The 15,798-nt window shown below is 31.1% G+C and carries 10 protein-coding genes and 2 tRNA genes; 8 read left to right on the forward strand and 4 right to left on the reverse strand.

Going from position 1 to position 15,798, the window contains the following annotated elements:
* Window positions 1-15: 15 nt before the first annotated feature.
* Window positions 16-1,791 carry a tetratricopeptide repeat protein gene (locus ACQ65T_RS02205; RefSeq protein ID WP_430399473.1) on the reverse strand — a complete coding sequence of 592 codons (1,776 nt, stop codon included), beginning with the start codon at window positions 1,789-1,791 and terminating at the stop codon, window positions 16-18.
* Between the two features lie 76 nt (window positions 1,792-1,867).
* On the reverse strand, window positions 1,868-3,139 hold the full coding sequence (gene serS / locus ACQ65T_RS02210) for a serine--tRNA ligase (RefSeq protein WP_430399474.1): 1,272 nt from the start codon (window positions 3,137-3,139) through the stop codon (window positions 1,868-1,870).
* Window positions 3,140-3,258: 119 nt separating this feature from the next.
* On the opposite strand from serS, the gene ACQ65T_RS02215 reads away from it, so the two are divergent.
* The 5 genes from ACQ65T_RS02215 to ACQ65T_RS02235 all read left to right on the forward strand — a co-directional run bounded on the left by ACQ65T_RS02215 (window position 3,259) and on the right by ACQ65T_RS02235 (window position 7,456).
* Window positions 3,259-5,187, forward strand: a complete 1,929-nt coding sequence (locus tag ACQ65T_RS02215; RefSeq protein WP_430399475.1) for a M1 family aminopeptidase — start codon at window positions 3,259-3,261, stop codon at window positions 5,185-5,187.
* 75 nt (window positions 5,188-5,262) lie between these two features.
* A complete protein-coding gene (gene rseP, locus ACQ65T_RS02220) occupies window positions 5,263-6,588 on the forward strand; it encodes an RIP metalloprotease RseP (RefSeq protein WP_430399476.1) in 1,326 nt (441 codons plus the stop codon).
* Between the two features lie 72 nt (window positions 6,589-6,660).
* Window positions 6,661-6,734: transfer RNA gene (locus ACQ65T_RS02225), tRNA-Asn, on the forward strand.
* A gap of 61 nt (window positions 6,735-6,795) precedes the next feature.
* Window positions 6,796-6,869, forward strand: a tRNA-Asn gene (locus ACQ65T_RS02230).
* 80 nt (window positions 6,870-6,949) lie between these two features.
* Window positions 6,950-7,456 (forward strand): nuclear transport factor 2 family protein, encoded by a 507-nt coding sequence (locus ACQ65T_RS02235; protein WP_430399477.1) that lies wholly within the window; start codon window positions 6,950-6,952, stop codon window positions 7,454-7,456.
* On the opposite strand, the gene ACQ65T_RS02240 is transcribed toward ACQ65T_RS02235, so the two are convergent.
* Window positions 7,453-8,406: an NAD-dependent epimerase/dehydratase family protein gene (locus ACQ65T_RS02240; RefSeq protein WP_430399478.1), complete on the reverse strand. Its 954-nt coding sequence runs from the start codon at window positions 8,404-8,406 to the stop codon at window positions 7,453-7,455. The genes ACQ65T_RS02235 and ACQ65T_RS02240 overlap by 4 nt on opposite strands.
* A 153-nt stretch (window positions 8,407-8,559) precedes the next feature.
* Between ACQ65T_RS02240 and ACQ65T_RS02245 the strand changes: the two genes are divergently transcribed.
* From ACQ65T_RS02245 to mfd, 3 genes are all read left to right on the forward strand, one after another.
* Window positions 8,560-9,189, forward strand: coding sequence for a hypothetical protein (locus ACQ65T_RS02245; protein WP_430399479.1), 630 nt, complete (start codon window positions 8,560-8,562; stop codon window positions 9,187-9,189).
* Window positions 9,190-9,192: 3 nt separating this feature from the next.
* On the forward strand, window positions 9,193-10,839 hold the full coding sequence (locus tag ACQ65T_RS02250) for a hypothetical protein (protein ID WP_430399480.1): 1,647 nt from the start codon (window positions 9,193-9,195) through the stop codon (window positions 10,837-10,839).
* A gap of 133 nt (window positions 10,840-10,972) precedes the next feature.
* Window positions 10,973-14,281: a transcription-repair coupling factor gene (gene mfd / locus ACQ65T_RS02255; protein ID WP_430401304.1), complete on the forward strand. Its 3,309-nt coding sequence runs from the start codon at window positions 10,973-10,975 to the stop codon at window positions 14,279-14,281.
* A gap of 273 nt (window positions 14,282-14,554) precedes the next feature.
* Here mfd and ACQ65T_RS02260 read toward each other — a convergent pair whose 3' ends face one another.
* Window positions 14,555-15,781, reverse strand: a complete 1,227-nt coding sequence (locus tag ACQ65T_RS02260) for a murein hydrolase activator EnvC family protein (protein ID WP_430399481.1) — start codon at window positions 15,779-15,781, stop codon at window positions 14,555-14,557.
* Window positions 15,782-15,798 lie beyond the last annotated feature (17 nt).

Below are 15,798 nucleotides of genomic sequence, written 5' to 3' on the forward strand. Positions count from 1 at the left end.
TTTTTTTTAATTTAATTATAGCGAATTATCTCCTCTTATTTTTCGATATTGTATTTGCGCTTCCGTATAAAAAACACTATCAGGATGTTCAAAAATAACTCTTTCATATAATGGTTTTGCTTGAATTGTGTCATTTAGCTTTTTACTAAGAATTTCTGCAGAATAAAACATTGCTTCATCTACATAAACACTTTCCTTATGATTTTCGATTATTTTTTTATAGAAACTTAAAGCTTGTGTATACTCTTTTTTAATTTCAAAAATTTGAGCAATTTTAAATAGTGCTTCATCTTCAATCGCATCACCCTTATATTTTTCTAATATATTTAAAAAACCACTTAATGCTTCATCGTTTTTCTTTTGGTACAAAAGTAAATCAGCTTTAGCATATGCGGTTAAAGCAGTTCTTGTACTATCTTGAGAGTTGTCTGAAATGAGTAAAAACAAAGCAATAGCATCATTAGCAATCAACAAACTTGACGATTGTTTCAAGACTTTTACTTGTTGAAATGTCCAGTCGAAATCATTTTTATAATAATTTGCTTTCGCCATTTTCATACTTGCTTCATGTGCTAACTCATCATTTTTTAAATTCTCTTCAACTTGGGCATAATATAATATTGCTTGATTAAACTTTTCGTCGAAAACCATAACATCAGCTAGTTCCATTTTTACCTTTGCTTCTTCTCTAAGATTCAAAGGCAACTTTAAAGTTGTGTTTAACAACTGAATTGCTTCTTTAGGCTGTTTTCTATAAAAAGCATTAAAATGAGCGGTTAAAATTTGCAAATTCAAGCTATATGGACTTATGCCATATTTTTTTAACAACAAATTTAAATCGTTTTGAATAGATTCATATTCAGAGGAATTAGCTGATTCAATTTTCAATTGCATTAAAAAATGATGTGCTTGCATTTGCAATCCAACATCTTGCGTGTTTTCTAAAACAAATTGTAAAATTACAACAGCATCTTCATTTTGTTTGTCGTTAATTGCTAATCGTGCTAATGCAACAATATTATAAAAACTCTCTGGATTACGTTTATATATTGCTCTTTCTTGAATAAAAGCTTTACCAAATTCTTTTTGTTGAACATATAACCAACTCAAAAACTGATTCCAATAATTATCTGGATTTTTTTGTGTTTTAGTAAGTAATGCTTTTTTTAAATAAGCTGTAAAAGTTCCGTTTGCATCTTCTGATATAAAACGAGACAAATAATTTTGAACCAAACTTGTATTGTCTTGTTTTTCAAATGAAAATTGCAATAACTTTTCAGTCATTCCTTCTACATTACCTTTTTGTCCTTCAATTAAAGCAATTTGATAATCAAAATTTAAATTTGGATTTTCTTTTTGAGCAATATAATAAACTTTTAAAGCCCAATCTAAAAGTACTTTTTTCTCAAAAGAATTTCCAATTTGATAAGCGTAGTTAGGCTCTTTTTTAACTTCGTCTAAAGCTATATTGTATTGTTTTTCTGCTTTTGAAGTGTTTTTTTGCAATTGAAAATTATAACCTAACTCAACATACAAAACAGGTTGACGGTATTTTTTATTTCTATTATCTATTGCTTTTTCAGCTTTTTCATACTGTTGCAACTGTTGGTAACACGTTATTAATCGCTCAAAATAATAGGCATTTGCAGGTTGCTTACTAGAAATACTTTCAAGCATTGTAACCGCCTTTTCAAATTCACCTTTCTCAAAATAGTCCAATGCCAATTGTTCGTTTTGAGCAAAAGCAAAAAACGAAAACAGAAAAGCTATTTTAATGAGAATAAATTTCATACTTATTAAAAACAAACAATGTACTAAAGTAACACATTTTGCGTCAATTTAGTACATTATTATAAATTGTATACGTTTAGTTTATGATATCAAAACCAGTATACTTACGTAATACTTCTGGAATAACAATTCCTTCTGGCGTTTGATAATTTTCTAAAATTCCTGCTAAAACTCTTGGTAAAGCCAATGAACTTCCGTTTAAAGTATGTGCCAATTGGTTTTTACCGTCTTTATCTTTGAAACGTAATTTTAATCTATTTGCTTGAAAAGTCTCAAAATTTGAAACCGAACTGATTTCTAACCAACGATCTTGAGCAGTAGAATATACTTCAAAATCATAAGTTAATGCTGAAGCGAAACTCATATCGCCACCACATAAACGCAAAATTCTGTATGGCAATTTTAATTCTTGTAATATCGCTTTTACGTGTTCAACCATTCCGTCAAGCGCAGCATACGAGTTTTCTGGTTTTTCAATACGAACAATTTCCACTTTGTCAAACTGGTGTAAACGATTCAATCCTCGCACATGAGCACCCCAAGAGCCTGCTTCTCTTCTAAAACAAGGAGTGTATCCAGTATAAGCAACTGGAAGTTCATTCTCCTGTAAAAGAACGTCTCTAAAAATATTGGTTACTGGAACCTCAGCTGTAGGTATTAAATACAAATCATCTTTTGCATCATGATACATTTGCCCTTCTTTATCTGGTAATTGACCTGTTCCATATGCAGACGCTTCATTAACTAAATGAGGTACTTGTACTTCTGTATAACCTGCTTCTGTATTTTTATCTAAAAAATATGAAATCAAAGCACGTTGTAATTTAGCACCTTTACCTTTATAAACAGGAAAGCCTGGAGCAGTTATTTTTGTACCTAATTCGAAATCAATGATGTCGTATTTTTTTATTAAATCCCAATGAGGTAAAGCACCTTCGTGCAACTTAGGCACTTCACCTGCTTCAAAAACATTTAAATTTTCTTCAGGAGTTTTACCTACCGGAACAATCTCTGCAGGTAAATTAGGTAGCTTATAAAGCTCTTCTTGTAATTCATTAGCAACTTCATTTAAAAGATCAGTCAACTCTTTTCCTTTTTCTCTAAATTGAGTTGATTTTTCTTTTAATATTTCAGCTTTCGCTTTCTCGCCACTTTTCATTAAAGCACCTATGTCTTTGGATAACTTATTAGATTCTGCAAGTGTATTATCTAATTCAACCTGAAGCGAACGTCTTTTTTCGTCTAAATTTATTACTAACTCAACTTGATCTTGAGCATTAATATTTCTCTTATCTAAACGTTTAATAACATCTTCTTTATTCTCTCTGATGTAAGCTATTTGTAACATGGTATAAAATTTAAGGAACAAATTTAATGAATTTGTATAAGATTATGCTTTGTGATTGAAAAAACTAAAGTTTAAAAACAAAATAATTTTATTACATTAGCTAAAATTTTTAAACCTCAATGAAAAATATATTCTTAAACCTATTGCTAATCAGTACATTATTTAGTTATTCACAGACTGAAAATGATGATTTCGAAAGAATGGTTGAAAGTGAAATGAAATCATCTTCTGCAAACTATGAAATTTTTGTAAATCCGAATACTTTAAATTACGACGTTACCTATCATGAGTTACGGTTTACTGTAAACCCAAATTTAACAACTCCATATATTGATGGTATTGTAACAACTACATTTACAGCTTTAGAAAACATGAATTCTATTGTTTTTGACATGGCAACGCAATTAACAGTAAGTTCAGTAATAATGAATAGTACAAATTTGACTTATTCTCAAAACAATTACCAATTATTCATTAATTTACCAAGTACAATTACAACTGGGAGCAGTGCAACAATAGAAATTACTTACGGGGGCTCACCTCCTCAAGCCGAACAAGCGTTTACAAGAACTACCCATAGTGGAACACCCGTTATTTTCACTTTATCAGAGCCTTTTGGCGCTAGAGATTGGTGGCCATGCAAACAAGATTTGAACGACAAAATTGACAATGTAGATATTTACATTACTTGTCCTGATTCTTATATTGGTGTTTCTAATGGTTTATTGCAAAGCTCTGTAACTTCTGGTGGAAACACAACACGTCATTATCAGCATAATTATCCCATTCCTGCATATTTAATTTCCTTGAATGCTACTAATTATGTTACATATAACATACAGGGTGGTCTTGGTACAGCTCAAAGTCCATTTATTCCAATAAATAATTATCTATATCCTGAAAACAACACCACTTCAGTTCAAAATGCTATAAATCAAACCACAACAATTTTCAATATTTTTGAAGAAAAATTTGGACCATACCCTTACCGAAATGAACAATATGGTCACGTTCAATTCAGTTATGGAGGAGGAATGGAACATGCTACAATGTCATCAATGGGTGGATGGAGTCGCAGTTTAATTGCTCATGAATTAGGGCATCAATGGTTTGGGAACAAAGTAACTTGTGGTACATGGAAAGACATTTGGTTAAATGAAGGTTTAACTGAATATACAGCAGGAATTGCTGTTGAAGAAATCGATGGACCTACTGCATTTGTTTCTTGGAAAGCGAGTAAAATAAGCAATATTACATCCCAAACAAATGGAGCAGTATACCTTACAGATTCCGAAGCTTTAAATGTTGGTAGAATTTTTAGTGGCAGACTGTCTTATAACAAAGGCTCAATGGTAACTCATATGTTACGTTGGGTAATGGGCGATACTGACTTTTTTCAAGCACTCAGAAATTATCTAGATGATCCAGCATTGGCCTTTGAATATGCTATAACTCCACAATTTCAAAATCATTTAGAAATGACTTCTGGAATAAACCTTACCGAATTCTTTAATGATTGGGTTTACAATGAAGGATATCCTACTTATACAATTACAGCTCAAAATTGGGGTCCTGGTCAAGCAAGAGTATTAGTAAGTCAAACTCAATCAGATCCATCAGTTACCTATTTCGAAATGCCAATTACAGTACGTTTAACTGGCGCATTAGGAGAAACACAAGACTTTAGACTAGAGAACACCACTAATAACGAAGAATTCATTGTTAATGTTCCTTTTCAAGTTACAAATGTAGAGTTTGACCCAAATAGAGATATTATTTCAAGAAACAATACAGCAACTTTATCAAACGAACAATTTGAATTAGAAAACTCATTAGTGCTTTATCCTAACCCTAGCGATAACGAATTACATATAAAACTACCAAACTCTATTGAATTAAAAGAAGTAGAATTCTACAACGCAATAGGCCAATTAACGCTCACAAAGAACACAGCTGACTTTTCTGTTAGCCAACTAAATAACGGAGTACATTTCGTAAAAATCACAACCAACCAAGGAGTAATTCATAAAAATTTTATAAAAAAATAGTTCACACATAAAATTATAGTAAAAAGTAAGGTGAAAACCTTACTTTTGCTTTTTAAATAAAAGCAGACATATAAAATGATTCAATTAGCACAAATATTATTCATACTTTCAGTATTAGTTATTCTTCACGAATTTGGTCACTACATTGCCGCAAAAATGTTTAAAGTTAGAGTTGAAAAATTCTATCTTTTTATGGATGCTGGTTTTTCATTGGTTAAGAAAAAAATTGGGGAAACTGAATGGGGTATTGGATGGCTTCCCTTAGGAGGTTATGTAAAACTTTCTGGTATGATTGATGAAAGTATGGATACCGACCAAATGAATACCGAGCCACAACCTTGGGAATTTCGTTCAAAACCAGCGTGGCAACGTTTAATTATTATGCTTGGTGGAATTATTGTAAATATATTACTAGCTTGGTTTATTTACACTTCAATGTTTGCAACAGTAGGGCAAAAATATATTTCTTCAGAAGTAGTTCAAAAAAACGGATTAGCATTTGGTGAAATTGGTAAAAGTGTAGGGTTTCAAGACGGAGACAAAATAATTTCTGTTGATGGTAAGTTTCAACCAAAGTTTAATTGGTTAATTATTGACATTCTATTAAGTGAAAATATTACCTTAGAAAGAAATGGTAAAGAAATTAATCTTTCTCTGACTGATGAACAGAAAGGTAAAATCATTTCTACTGAAGGAAAAAACTTTGTTCAAGCAAGATTAACAAACATTTCTATCGATTCTATAACCAAGAACAGTTTAGCCGAAAAAGCAGGATTGCAAAAAGGAGATAACATTATTGGCATTAACGGAACTAAGATTACTTATTTCGATGAATTAGGGGCTGAATTATCAAAACATAAAAAAGATACTGTTTCATTAGAAGTTACTAGAAACAATAGTATAATTGAAATTAAAACTCTAGTTGGAAAAGACGGCAAATTAGGCTTCATTCAAAACAGCATGAATAAAGACGACTATCAAGTTATCAATAAATTAAGTGTTGGAGAAGCAATGCCTGCGGCAGTTAAAGAATCATGGCAATTGTTAGTTTACAATGTAAAACAATTTAAATTAATTTTAAGTCCAAAAACAGAAGCATATAAGCAAGTTCAAAGTCCAGTTGGAATTGCACGTCGATTACCAGATACTTGGAATTGGGAGTTTATTTGGAATTTTACAGCATTGTTCTCAATAGGTTTAGCGTTTATGAATTTATTGCCAATTCCTGGTTTAGATGGCGGACATGCTTTATTTACAATTGTAGAGATGATTACCGGAAAAACTTTAAGTATAAAGGCAGCCGAAAGAGTACAGACATTTGGAATGATTATCTTACTGACCTTAATGGCTTTAACATTCGGAAAAGACATCTATCAATTAGTAGCAGATAAATTTTTCTAATATTTTTTGACATTTTGTTTGTGAAAATAAATTTTCAGCTTATATTTGCACCGCATTAAAGGTAACACACCTTCCTTCTTAGCTCAGTTGGTTAGAGCATCTGACTGTTAATCAGAGGGTCCTTGGTTCGAGCCCAAGAGAGGGAGCTAAAAAAAGCTATTCGAAAGAATGGCTTTTTACATCTAAAAATGCAAACATATTGGTTATTCCTTCTTAGCTCAGTTGGTTAGAGCATCTGACTGTTAATCAGAGGGTCCTTGGTTCGAGCCCAAGAGAGGGAGCTAATACACAAAAAGACTTTACAGTAATGTAAGGTCTTTTTTTATTTATAGCATTTTATTACTTTTATAAAAAAGTAATTATGAAAAAAGTAATTTTATTAACAGCTTCAATACTATCGTTCATTGGCTTTTCTCAAAAAAAAGACAACAAAACACATCAAAAAATTGAAATCATATTAGACAATTGGCACAAAGCTGCAGCTGAAGCAAATTTCGATTACTATTTCAATGTAATGCACGATGAATCAATTTTCATAGGCACTGACGCAACTGAAAACTGGAATAAGCAAGAATTTATTGCTTTTGCGAAACCATATTTTGATAAAGGAAAAGCTTGGAGTTTCAAGGCAATTGAAAGAAATATTTATTTTTCAGAAGACAAAAAAACAGCTTGGTTTGATGAATTAATAGACACTCAAATGAAAATTTGCAGAGGAAGTGGTGTATTAGTATTAGAAAAAGGCCTTTGGAAAATAAAACATTATGTCCTTTCTATGACTGTTCCAAATGAAAATGTAGATGAAGTGGTAAAAATAAAAGCGCCTATAGAAGACGCTTTTATGATTCAGTTAAAAGATAAAGATTAGTTATAAATATTTTCTTTTAGATTTTTAAACATTTCGTTAGTCATTGATGTAATATCAAAATCATTTGACCAATTCCAATCTTCTCTTGCAGATGTATCATCTATACTCGCAGGCCAACTATCTGCAATTTTTTGACGGAAGTCTGGTTCATAATCAATAGTAAAATCAGGGAAATGCTTTTTTACCTCTTCAGCAATTTGCGCAGGAGTAAAGCTCATCGCAGACAAATTATAAGAAGAACGAATTTTAATTTGTTCAGAAGGAGCTTGCATAATACCGATTGTTGCTTTAATAGCATCATCCATGTACATCATCGGTAAACCAGTTTTTTCAGAAAGGAAACTGGTAAATTTACCTTCCGTAATGGCTTTATGATATATATCCACTGCATAATCTGTGGTTCCTCCCCCTGGTTCAGTTGCCCAACTTATTAAACCTGGGTAGCGAATACTTCTTACATCTACCCCATATTGCTTATTGTAATATTCACACCATCTTTCTCCTGCTTGTTTTGAAATTCCGTATACCGTTGAAGGTTCCATTACGGTATATTGAGGTGTATTATCTCTTGGAGTTGTTGGTCCAAAAACCGCAATACTTGAAGGCCAAAAAATCTTTTGAATTTTTCCAGCTTTAGCTAAATTTAAAACATGAAATAAAGAATTCATATTCAAATCCCATGCAAATGCAGGATTTTTTTCAGCTGTTGCAGAAAGTAGTGCCGCCATTAAATAAACGTCAGTAATCTCATATTGTTCAATTAAATGCTCAATTTGATTGTAGTCTAATGCGTTTACAACTTCAAAAATACCATTATTTACAACATCATTTTCTAATTTACGTATATCTGAAGCTACTACATTCTCAACACCATAAGTTTCTCTTAACTTAGCCGTTAATTCGGTTCCTATTTGGCCACAAGCTCCAATAATTAATATTTTTGTTTTCATTACTACAATAAATTTAGAACACAAATATAAGAATTTGTATGAGTTATTATTTTAAAAAAAACAGATCCAAATTAAATTTAGAATATGTTAAGTTTATCGAAATCATATTATAAATTAACCAAACAATTGTATTTTTGCTTATATTTATAATTCATGAGACCCTATTTTATATTATTCCTGACATCAATCTTCTTCATGAGTTGTGCTGAAGATAATAATCGAAATGAAAACTCTTTAAAAGCAGCACAGAAAAATGCAGAAGTTTTTGAAGCAATTTCTAAAAAATGGGAATTCAAATTTCCTGTATCAAAACCCGAAATTCAAGCTGCTTTAAGTAACTGGAACGATTGGGATCAATTTAAAAAAGAACTGGAACAAAAACCTAAAACTTCAATGCTGGCTTTTCAAATGAAAATTGAAAATGTGGCAAAAAAATCAGATAGTTTAAGCTTAAATGTGCCTGAAAAATTCAACATCCCTCAAGTTAGAAGTCGATTAATTACATTAACAACAAAAATTAATTCTTTAGATACTTATTTACACCTTCAACAAATTCCTCAAAAAAAAGTATTTTTACTTATTGATGAAATAAACAATGAAATAAAAGGAGTCTACAATCAAATGGACGAAATCATCATAAAACAAGCTATTCCAAAAGAAATCGGCGAAGATGATATGATAAAAGCACTAGATACTTCAAGAATGGCAAACTCCAAAGCTTTTGAAGAAAGCGTCTCAAAATCAAATACTCTTAAAGAAGAAGAGAAAAAGCCAAAAAAATAGAACATGAGAAACAACTACTTTTACAATTCAATACTAGCTTTAATGTGCTTTTTTGCACAATTAGCATTTTCACAAACAACTACTTGGGATGGAGCTACTTGGGACAATGGAAACCCTGACAACATAACTGATGCTATTTTTACAGGAAATTATTCTTCTTTAGGAAATTTAACAGCTAAATCGGTAACGGTAAACAGTCCTGCAATTGTAACTTTTAATTCGTCACATACGTTAACTGTTCAAAACGATATAACTGTAATGTCTGGCTCAAGTCTCATTTTTGAAAACAATGCAAGTTTACTTCAAATCAATGGATCTGCAATAAATACAGGAAACATTACTTATAAGAGAGATGCTACTCCGATGATTGAAAATCAATATACGTATTGGGGAACTCCAGTTTCTGGACAAGTTTTAAACATATTCTCACCATTAACGAGTCCATCTAGATTCCATAGTTTTAATGCTAATTCAGCTGTAAACAATTGGGTCAATGAGAGTGGTGCAAACACTATGGATCCAGGCAAAGGATATGCAATACAAGCGCCAAATAATTATACTGTTACACCAACAGTTTATAATGGAGAATTTGTTGGAACTCCAAATAATGGAATTATTCCAGTAGGCGTAGAGGCTTTTAATCCTGTTCTTTTAAATTATAATTTTATTTCAAACCCCTATCCTTCTGCAATTAATGTTGTAACCTTAATAGACAATACAAATCTTGGAACGTTGTATTTTTGGACTCACAATACTGCTATAGTTGCGAATGTTTTTACTACAGATGATTATGCAGTTAGAACAAGAACTACAGGAACAGCTGCGGTTTCTGGCGGGGCTGCTCCCAGTCAATATATTGCTGCTGGCCAAGGGTTTTTCGCTTCTGCAGGAACAACTACATCCATTAACTTTACAAATGCAATGAGGGTTAACGGAAATAATAGTCAATTCTATAGAGAAGTACTGTCAACTCCTTTAAACTATTACATTCACTTAAACCTAACCAATACGCTCGGAGCATTTAAACAAATAGCTGTTGGATATCAAGATGACGCTACAAACGGTTATGATTTTGGAACCGATGCACTTGCATCAACTGCTGGAGTTATACAATTTTATTCTCTAATCCCTCCATCTACACTTGGTTTTGGGATACAAGGAAGAGCATACCCCTGGACAGTTACAGATCAAATCTCTTTAGGAATAAATACTACTCAGGCAGGAAGTTATGATATTGCAATTGATCATACAGATTCTTTTTTCGACGATAAAGACATCTTTTTAGAAGACACCAGTAATGGCACATTTCACAATTTAAAAACTAGTACTTTTACTTTTACAACAGCTACTGGAACGTTTAATAATAGGTTTAAATTGCATTATCAAGATTTATCTTTATCGACTGACGACAATATAGTTAATGAGGCATCTTTAATTATTTATTCAGAAGATGAAACAACTAAATTCACTTCAAGTAAAATAAAGATTAGCGCTATAGAAGCATTTGACATAACAGGTCGTTTACTTTTTGAAGAGAAAAACATTAATGCTTTGACTTTTGAAAAGAATATTCCTCAAGCTAACCAAACAATATTCATTACAGTTACACTTGACAATTCTCAAAAAATAAGAAAGAAGCTTATTTTATAAGCTTTGAAAAAACATAAAACAAAACCACTATAAACCAATTGGAATTGTAGTGGTTTTTTTAATTTTACAACGAATTAATAAAAACACATTGAACGTCACTGAAATTTTAAAAAAATACGAACAAAATCCTAAAATTGAGCAAATTACTCAATTGTTAATTGAACGTAAAAAAGCTTCTATTTCTGGATTAATAGGGTCGTCTTTATCAATCATCATACAATCGCTTTTTAAAAAAGCGGAAATTCCGTTTTTACTAATTTTAAATGATAAAGAAGAGGCCGCCTATTATTTAAATGATTTAGAGCAATTACTTAATGACGAAGATGTTTTATTTTATCCAGGTTCATATAGAAGGCCTTATCAAATTGAAGAAACAGACAACGCAAATGTTTTATTAAGAGCTGAAGTTTTAAATCGAATTAATTCACGTAAAAAACCAGCTATTATTGTTTCATATCCAGAAGCGTTATTTGAAAAAGTAGTAACTCGAAAAGAATTAGATAAAAACACTTTAAAACTTGCTGTAAACGATAATTTGTCGATTGATTTTATCAATGAAACTTTATTTGAATACAATTTTAAACGAGTTGATTTTGTTGTTGAACCGGGTGAATTTTCTGTTCGTGGCGGAATTATTGATGTGTTTTCTTTTTCAAATGACGAACCTTATAGAATTGAGTTTTTTGGAAATGAAGTAGACAGCATTAGAAGCTTTGATGTTGAAACCCAACTTTCTAAAGAAAAACTAAAAAAGATATCAATTATTCCGAATGTAGAAAACAAGATGCTTCAAGAAAACCGTGAAAGCTTTTTAAACTACATTAACGAAAAAACAGCTGTTTTTATTCAAAATACAGAACAAGTTGGTCAAAAATTAAATACTCTATTTGGAAAAGCAAATGAAGCTTACTCTAATTTAACAGGCGAAATAAAACAAGCTAACCCTGAAGAATTATTTTTAAATGAAAAAACATTTTTAAGAAAAGTAATTGATTTTCCAATTGTAGAATTAAATAATAAATCCATTTTAAAAGTTGATAAAAGTTTTGAATTTCACATTCAACCCCAACCTTCTTTCAACAAACAATTTGATTTATTATTAGCCAACTTAAGCGAAAACCACGAAAATGGTATTTCAAATTATATTTTATGTTCTAATGAAAATCAATCGAAGCGTTTTCATGATATTTTTCAAAGCATAGACGAAGAAAACCACGAAAGCATTCGTAAACAATATAAAACATTAGTTTTTCCAATGTTTCAAGGTTTTATCGACCAAGAAAATCAATTGGCTTGTTATACCGATCATCAAATTTTTGAGCGTTATCATAAATTTTCTATTAAAAACGGTTATTCCAAAAAACAAACCATAACGTTAAAAGAGCTTACTTCATTATCTGTTGGCGATTATGTTACTCATATTGATCATGGAATTGGAAAATTTGGAGGTTTACAAAAAATTCAGGTCGAAGGAAAAACACAAGAAGCTATTAAATTAGTTTATGCAGATAATGACATCGTTTATGTTAGTATTCATTCTTTGCATAAAATCTCGAAATATAACGGTAAAGATGGCGCTCCTCCAAAAATTTACAAACTAGGAAGTAACGCCTGGAAAGCGTTAAAACAAAAAACAAAAGCACGTGTTAAGCATATTGCCTTCAACTTAATTCAATTGTATGCAAAAAGAAGATTAGACAAAGGTTTTGCATGTGCACCTGATAGTTATTTGCAAAAAGAACTTGAAAGTTCTTTTATCTATGAAGATACTCCCGATCAAATTTCATCAACAAATGATGTAAAAATGGACATGGAAAATGATAGACCAATGGATCGATTGGTTTGTGGAGATGTTGGTTTTGGAAAAACTGAAGTAGCCATTCGCGCAGCATTTAAAGCAGTTGATAACGGGAAACAAGTTGCCGTTTTAGTTCCAACAACAATTTTAGCTTATCAACATTACAGAACATTTACTGAGCGTTTAAAAGAGATGCCAGTAACCATTAATTATTTGAACAGATTTAGAACAGCCAAACAGAAATCAGAAACTTTAAAAGACCTTAGCGAAGGAAAAGTAGATATTATCATTGGAACACATCAATTGGTAAATAAAAATGTTCAGTTTAAAGATTTAGGATTGTTAATTGTTGATGAGGAACAAAAGTTTGGTGTAAACGTAAAAGACAAACTAAAAACAATTGCAGCTAATGTTGATACACTAACGCTTACGGCAACACCAATTCCTAGAACATTACAGTTTTCGTTAATGGCAGCTAGAGATTTATCCGTTATAACTACTCCTCCGCCCAATAGACATCCAATTGAAACTAATGTCATTAGATTTAATGAAGATGCTATTAGAGATGCTATTTCATATGAAATTGAACGAGGCGGTCAAGTATTTTTTATAAATAATAGAATTGAAAATATTAAAGAAGTTGCCGGAATGATTCAACGATTGGTTCCTGACGCGAAAGTAGGGATTGGTCACGGACAAATGGACGGTAAAAAACTGGAAGAATTAATGCTTGCTTTTATTGAAGGTGAATTTGATGTTCTTGTGGCAACCACCATTATTGAAAGCGGATTAGATGTGCCAAATGCGAATACGATTTTCATTAATAATGCTAATAATTTTGGTCTTTCGGATTTACATCAAATGAGAGGTCGTGTTGGAAGAAGCAATAAAAAAGCATTTTGTTATTTTATCACACCTCCAGATTCAGTTATGAAAGATGATGCTCGTAAACGTATTAATGCATTGGAACAATTTAGCGAACTGGGAAGTGGATTTAATATCGCTATGAAAGATTTGGAAATTCGAGGAGCTGGAGATTTATTAGGGGGTGAACAAAGTGGTTTCATAAATGAAATTGGTTTCGACACGTATCAAAAAATCATGAACGAGGCAATTGATGAATTAAAAGAAAATGAATTTAAAGAGCTTTACGAAGAAGAAAATAATATTGAGACAAAAGAATATGTAAAAGATATTTTGATTGATACAGACTTCGAATTATTGTTTCCTGACGAATATATTAACAGTGTTGCTGAACGATTAAGTTTATACAACGAATTAGGCTTAATTAAAAAAGAAGAAGACTTATTACTTTTCGAACAAAAACTAATTGATCGCTTTGGAGCGCTTCCAAAACCAGCAATTGCCCTTTTAAATAGTTTACGAATAAAATGGAAAGCCACTTCGATAGGAATTGAAAAACTATTAATGAAGCAAGGAAAACTGGTTGGCTATTTTATAAGTGATCAGCAAAGCAAATATTATCAGTCTGATAGATTCATGAAAGTAATGCAATTTGCTCAGCAAAATGGAAACATTTGTAAAGTTAAAGAAAAACAAACTAAAAACGGATTACGTTTACTCATTACATTTGATAATGTAAAAAGTATTACAAAAGCTTTAGAATACTTCAATAAAATGTAAAACACCTTAAGTGGGGTGACTTAAGGTGTTTACATCTTTTTAAAATCAGAAAAATTACTACTATTAACCGATATAAAGGTATCTTAAAATAAAATTATTTGTTTACAGATAATTTGTACATTTTGTTAAATCTAACGCATAAAAAAAATCCGAAGTCCTCACTCCGGATTTTATGATAATTTTTTGAATAGAAAAAATTACTGCTATTAACCGAGGTAAAGATATTTACTTTCTAGTTTTCTCGGTTACAGAAAAAATGTATATTTTGTTAAATTACATATTAGACATCCACTGTTCAGGATTCAAATAAGTGGTATTTTGTAAAACTAAAAACTTTATTACTGCACTTCCAGATGAATCGGTGTGTATTTTTCCTAAAATTTGTTTAATAGCAATTTTATCACCTTTACTTACATTTACTGTATTTAAATTTAAGTAAACCGTAATAAAGTCTCCATGTTGTACATAAACAGCTTTGTTGTTTGCAGAAATTACTTGAACTTGAAGCACTTCACCTCCAAAAACAGCTCTTGCGTTAGACCCTGGTTTTGTTGCAATTTCTACTCCGCTATTATGAACAGTAAGGTTTTTATGAACAGGGTGTGGTTGGTCACCATAACGTAATTGTACATAGCCATTATCAACAGGCCAAGGTAACTTTCCTTTATTCAATTTAAAATTATCAGAAACAATTTTACCTTCAGGTGTTAAATCAAATTTAGAAACAGAAGCTGTAGAAGCTGTAGATCCTGATTTAGCAGCATTTCTTTTATTGGCAGCAGCAATCTCATCAGCAATTATTTTTTTAATTTGTTTATCAATATTTCGAGCTTCTTTTTGTTTCTTATCGATATCAGCAGCGTATTTCTTCTTGTCTTTTTGAATAAGCTTTGCTAATTGCTCTTGTTCTTTCTTTTTTTCTTCTAAGATTTTTTTCTCAGCCTCATTTTCAGCCAAGACTTTTTCTTTATTTTTTTTATCTTTTTCTAGTTTTACAATTCTAGTTGATAATTTTTCTTGCTTTTCCTGGATTTCGTCTCCTTGCATTTTTCTAAAACCAGCATATTGTTTCATATACTGTATTCTTTTATATGCTTGAAGAAAATTTTGTGAAGAAAGTACAAACATAATTCTACTTTGATCATTTCGGCTTTTGTATGATTTTACAATCATTTTAGCATAATCTTCTTTTAGAACCTTTAACTCTCTATTTAATTTATTGATTTCCAATTGATTCAAATAGATGTTATCATCTAATATTCTCTTTTGCTTAGCCGTAGTACTAATTAACCTTTCGCTTAATCGGATACGCGCTTTTTGTGCAGCTATTTCACTTAATACCGAACGTTCTTTTTTCTTTTCTGTTTGCAACAACTCTTTAAATGCAGAAATTTCTTTCTGAATTTGCACTTTTCGAGCTTCAAGTTTTTCTTGTTGAGTTTGTGAAAAACCCAAAGAAAAACAAAAGAAAAAAAGAATATATAATTGAAATTGCTTCATTTTAATTTTTTTACAAA

The organism is Flavobacterium sp., from assembly GCF_965284515.1.
GTDB lineage: Bacteria > Bacteroidota > Bacteroidia > Flavobacteriales > Flavobacteriaceae > Flavobacterium.

Coding starts and splice junctions, on each gene's coding strand:
- ACQ65T_RS02205 (WP_430399473.1), bottom strand. CDS start 1,791: ATGAAATTTATTCTCATTAAAATAGCTTTTCTGTTTTCGTTTTTTGCT.
- serS (WP_430399474.1), bottom strand. CDS start 3,139: ATGTTACAAATAGCTTACATCAGAGAGAATAAAGAAGATGTTATTAAA.
- ACQ65T_RS02215 (WP_430399475.1), top strand. CDS start 3,259: ATGAAAAATATATTCTTAAACCTATTGCTAATCAGTACATTATTTAGT.
- rseP (WP_430399476.1), top strand. CDS start 5,263: ATGATTCAATTAGCACAAATATTATTCATACTTTCAGTATTAGTTATT.
- ACQ65T_RS02235 (WP_430399477.1), top strand. CDS start 6,950: ATGAAAAAAGTAATTTTATTAACAGCTTCAATACTATCGTTCATTGGC.
- ACQ65T_RS02240 (WP_430399478.1), bottom strand. CDS start 8,406: ATGAAAACAAAAATATTAATTATTGGAGCTTGTGGCCAAATAGGAACC.
- ACQ65T_RS02245 (WP_430399479.1), top strand. CDS start 8,560: ATGAGACCCTATTTTATATTATTCCTGACATCAATCTTCTTCATGAGT.
- ACQ65T_RS02250 (WP_430399480.1), top strand. CDS start 9,193: ATGAGAAACAACTACTTTTACAATTCAATACTAGCTTTAATGTGCTTT.
- ACQ65T_RS02260 (WP_430399481.1), bottom strand. CDS start 15,781: ATGAAGCAATTTCAATTATATATTCTTTTTTTCTTTTGTTTTTCTTTG.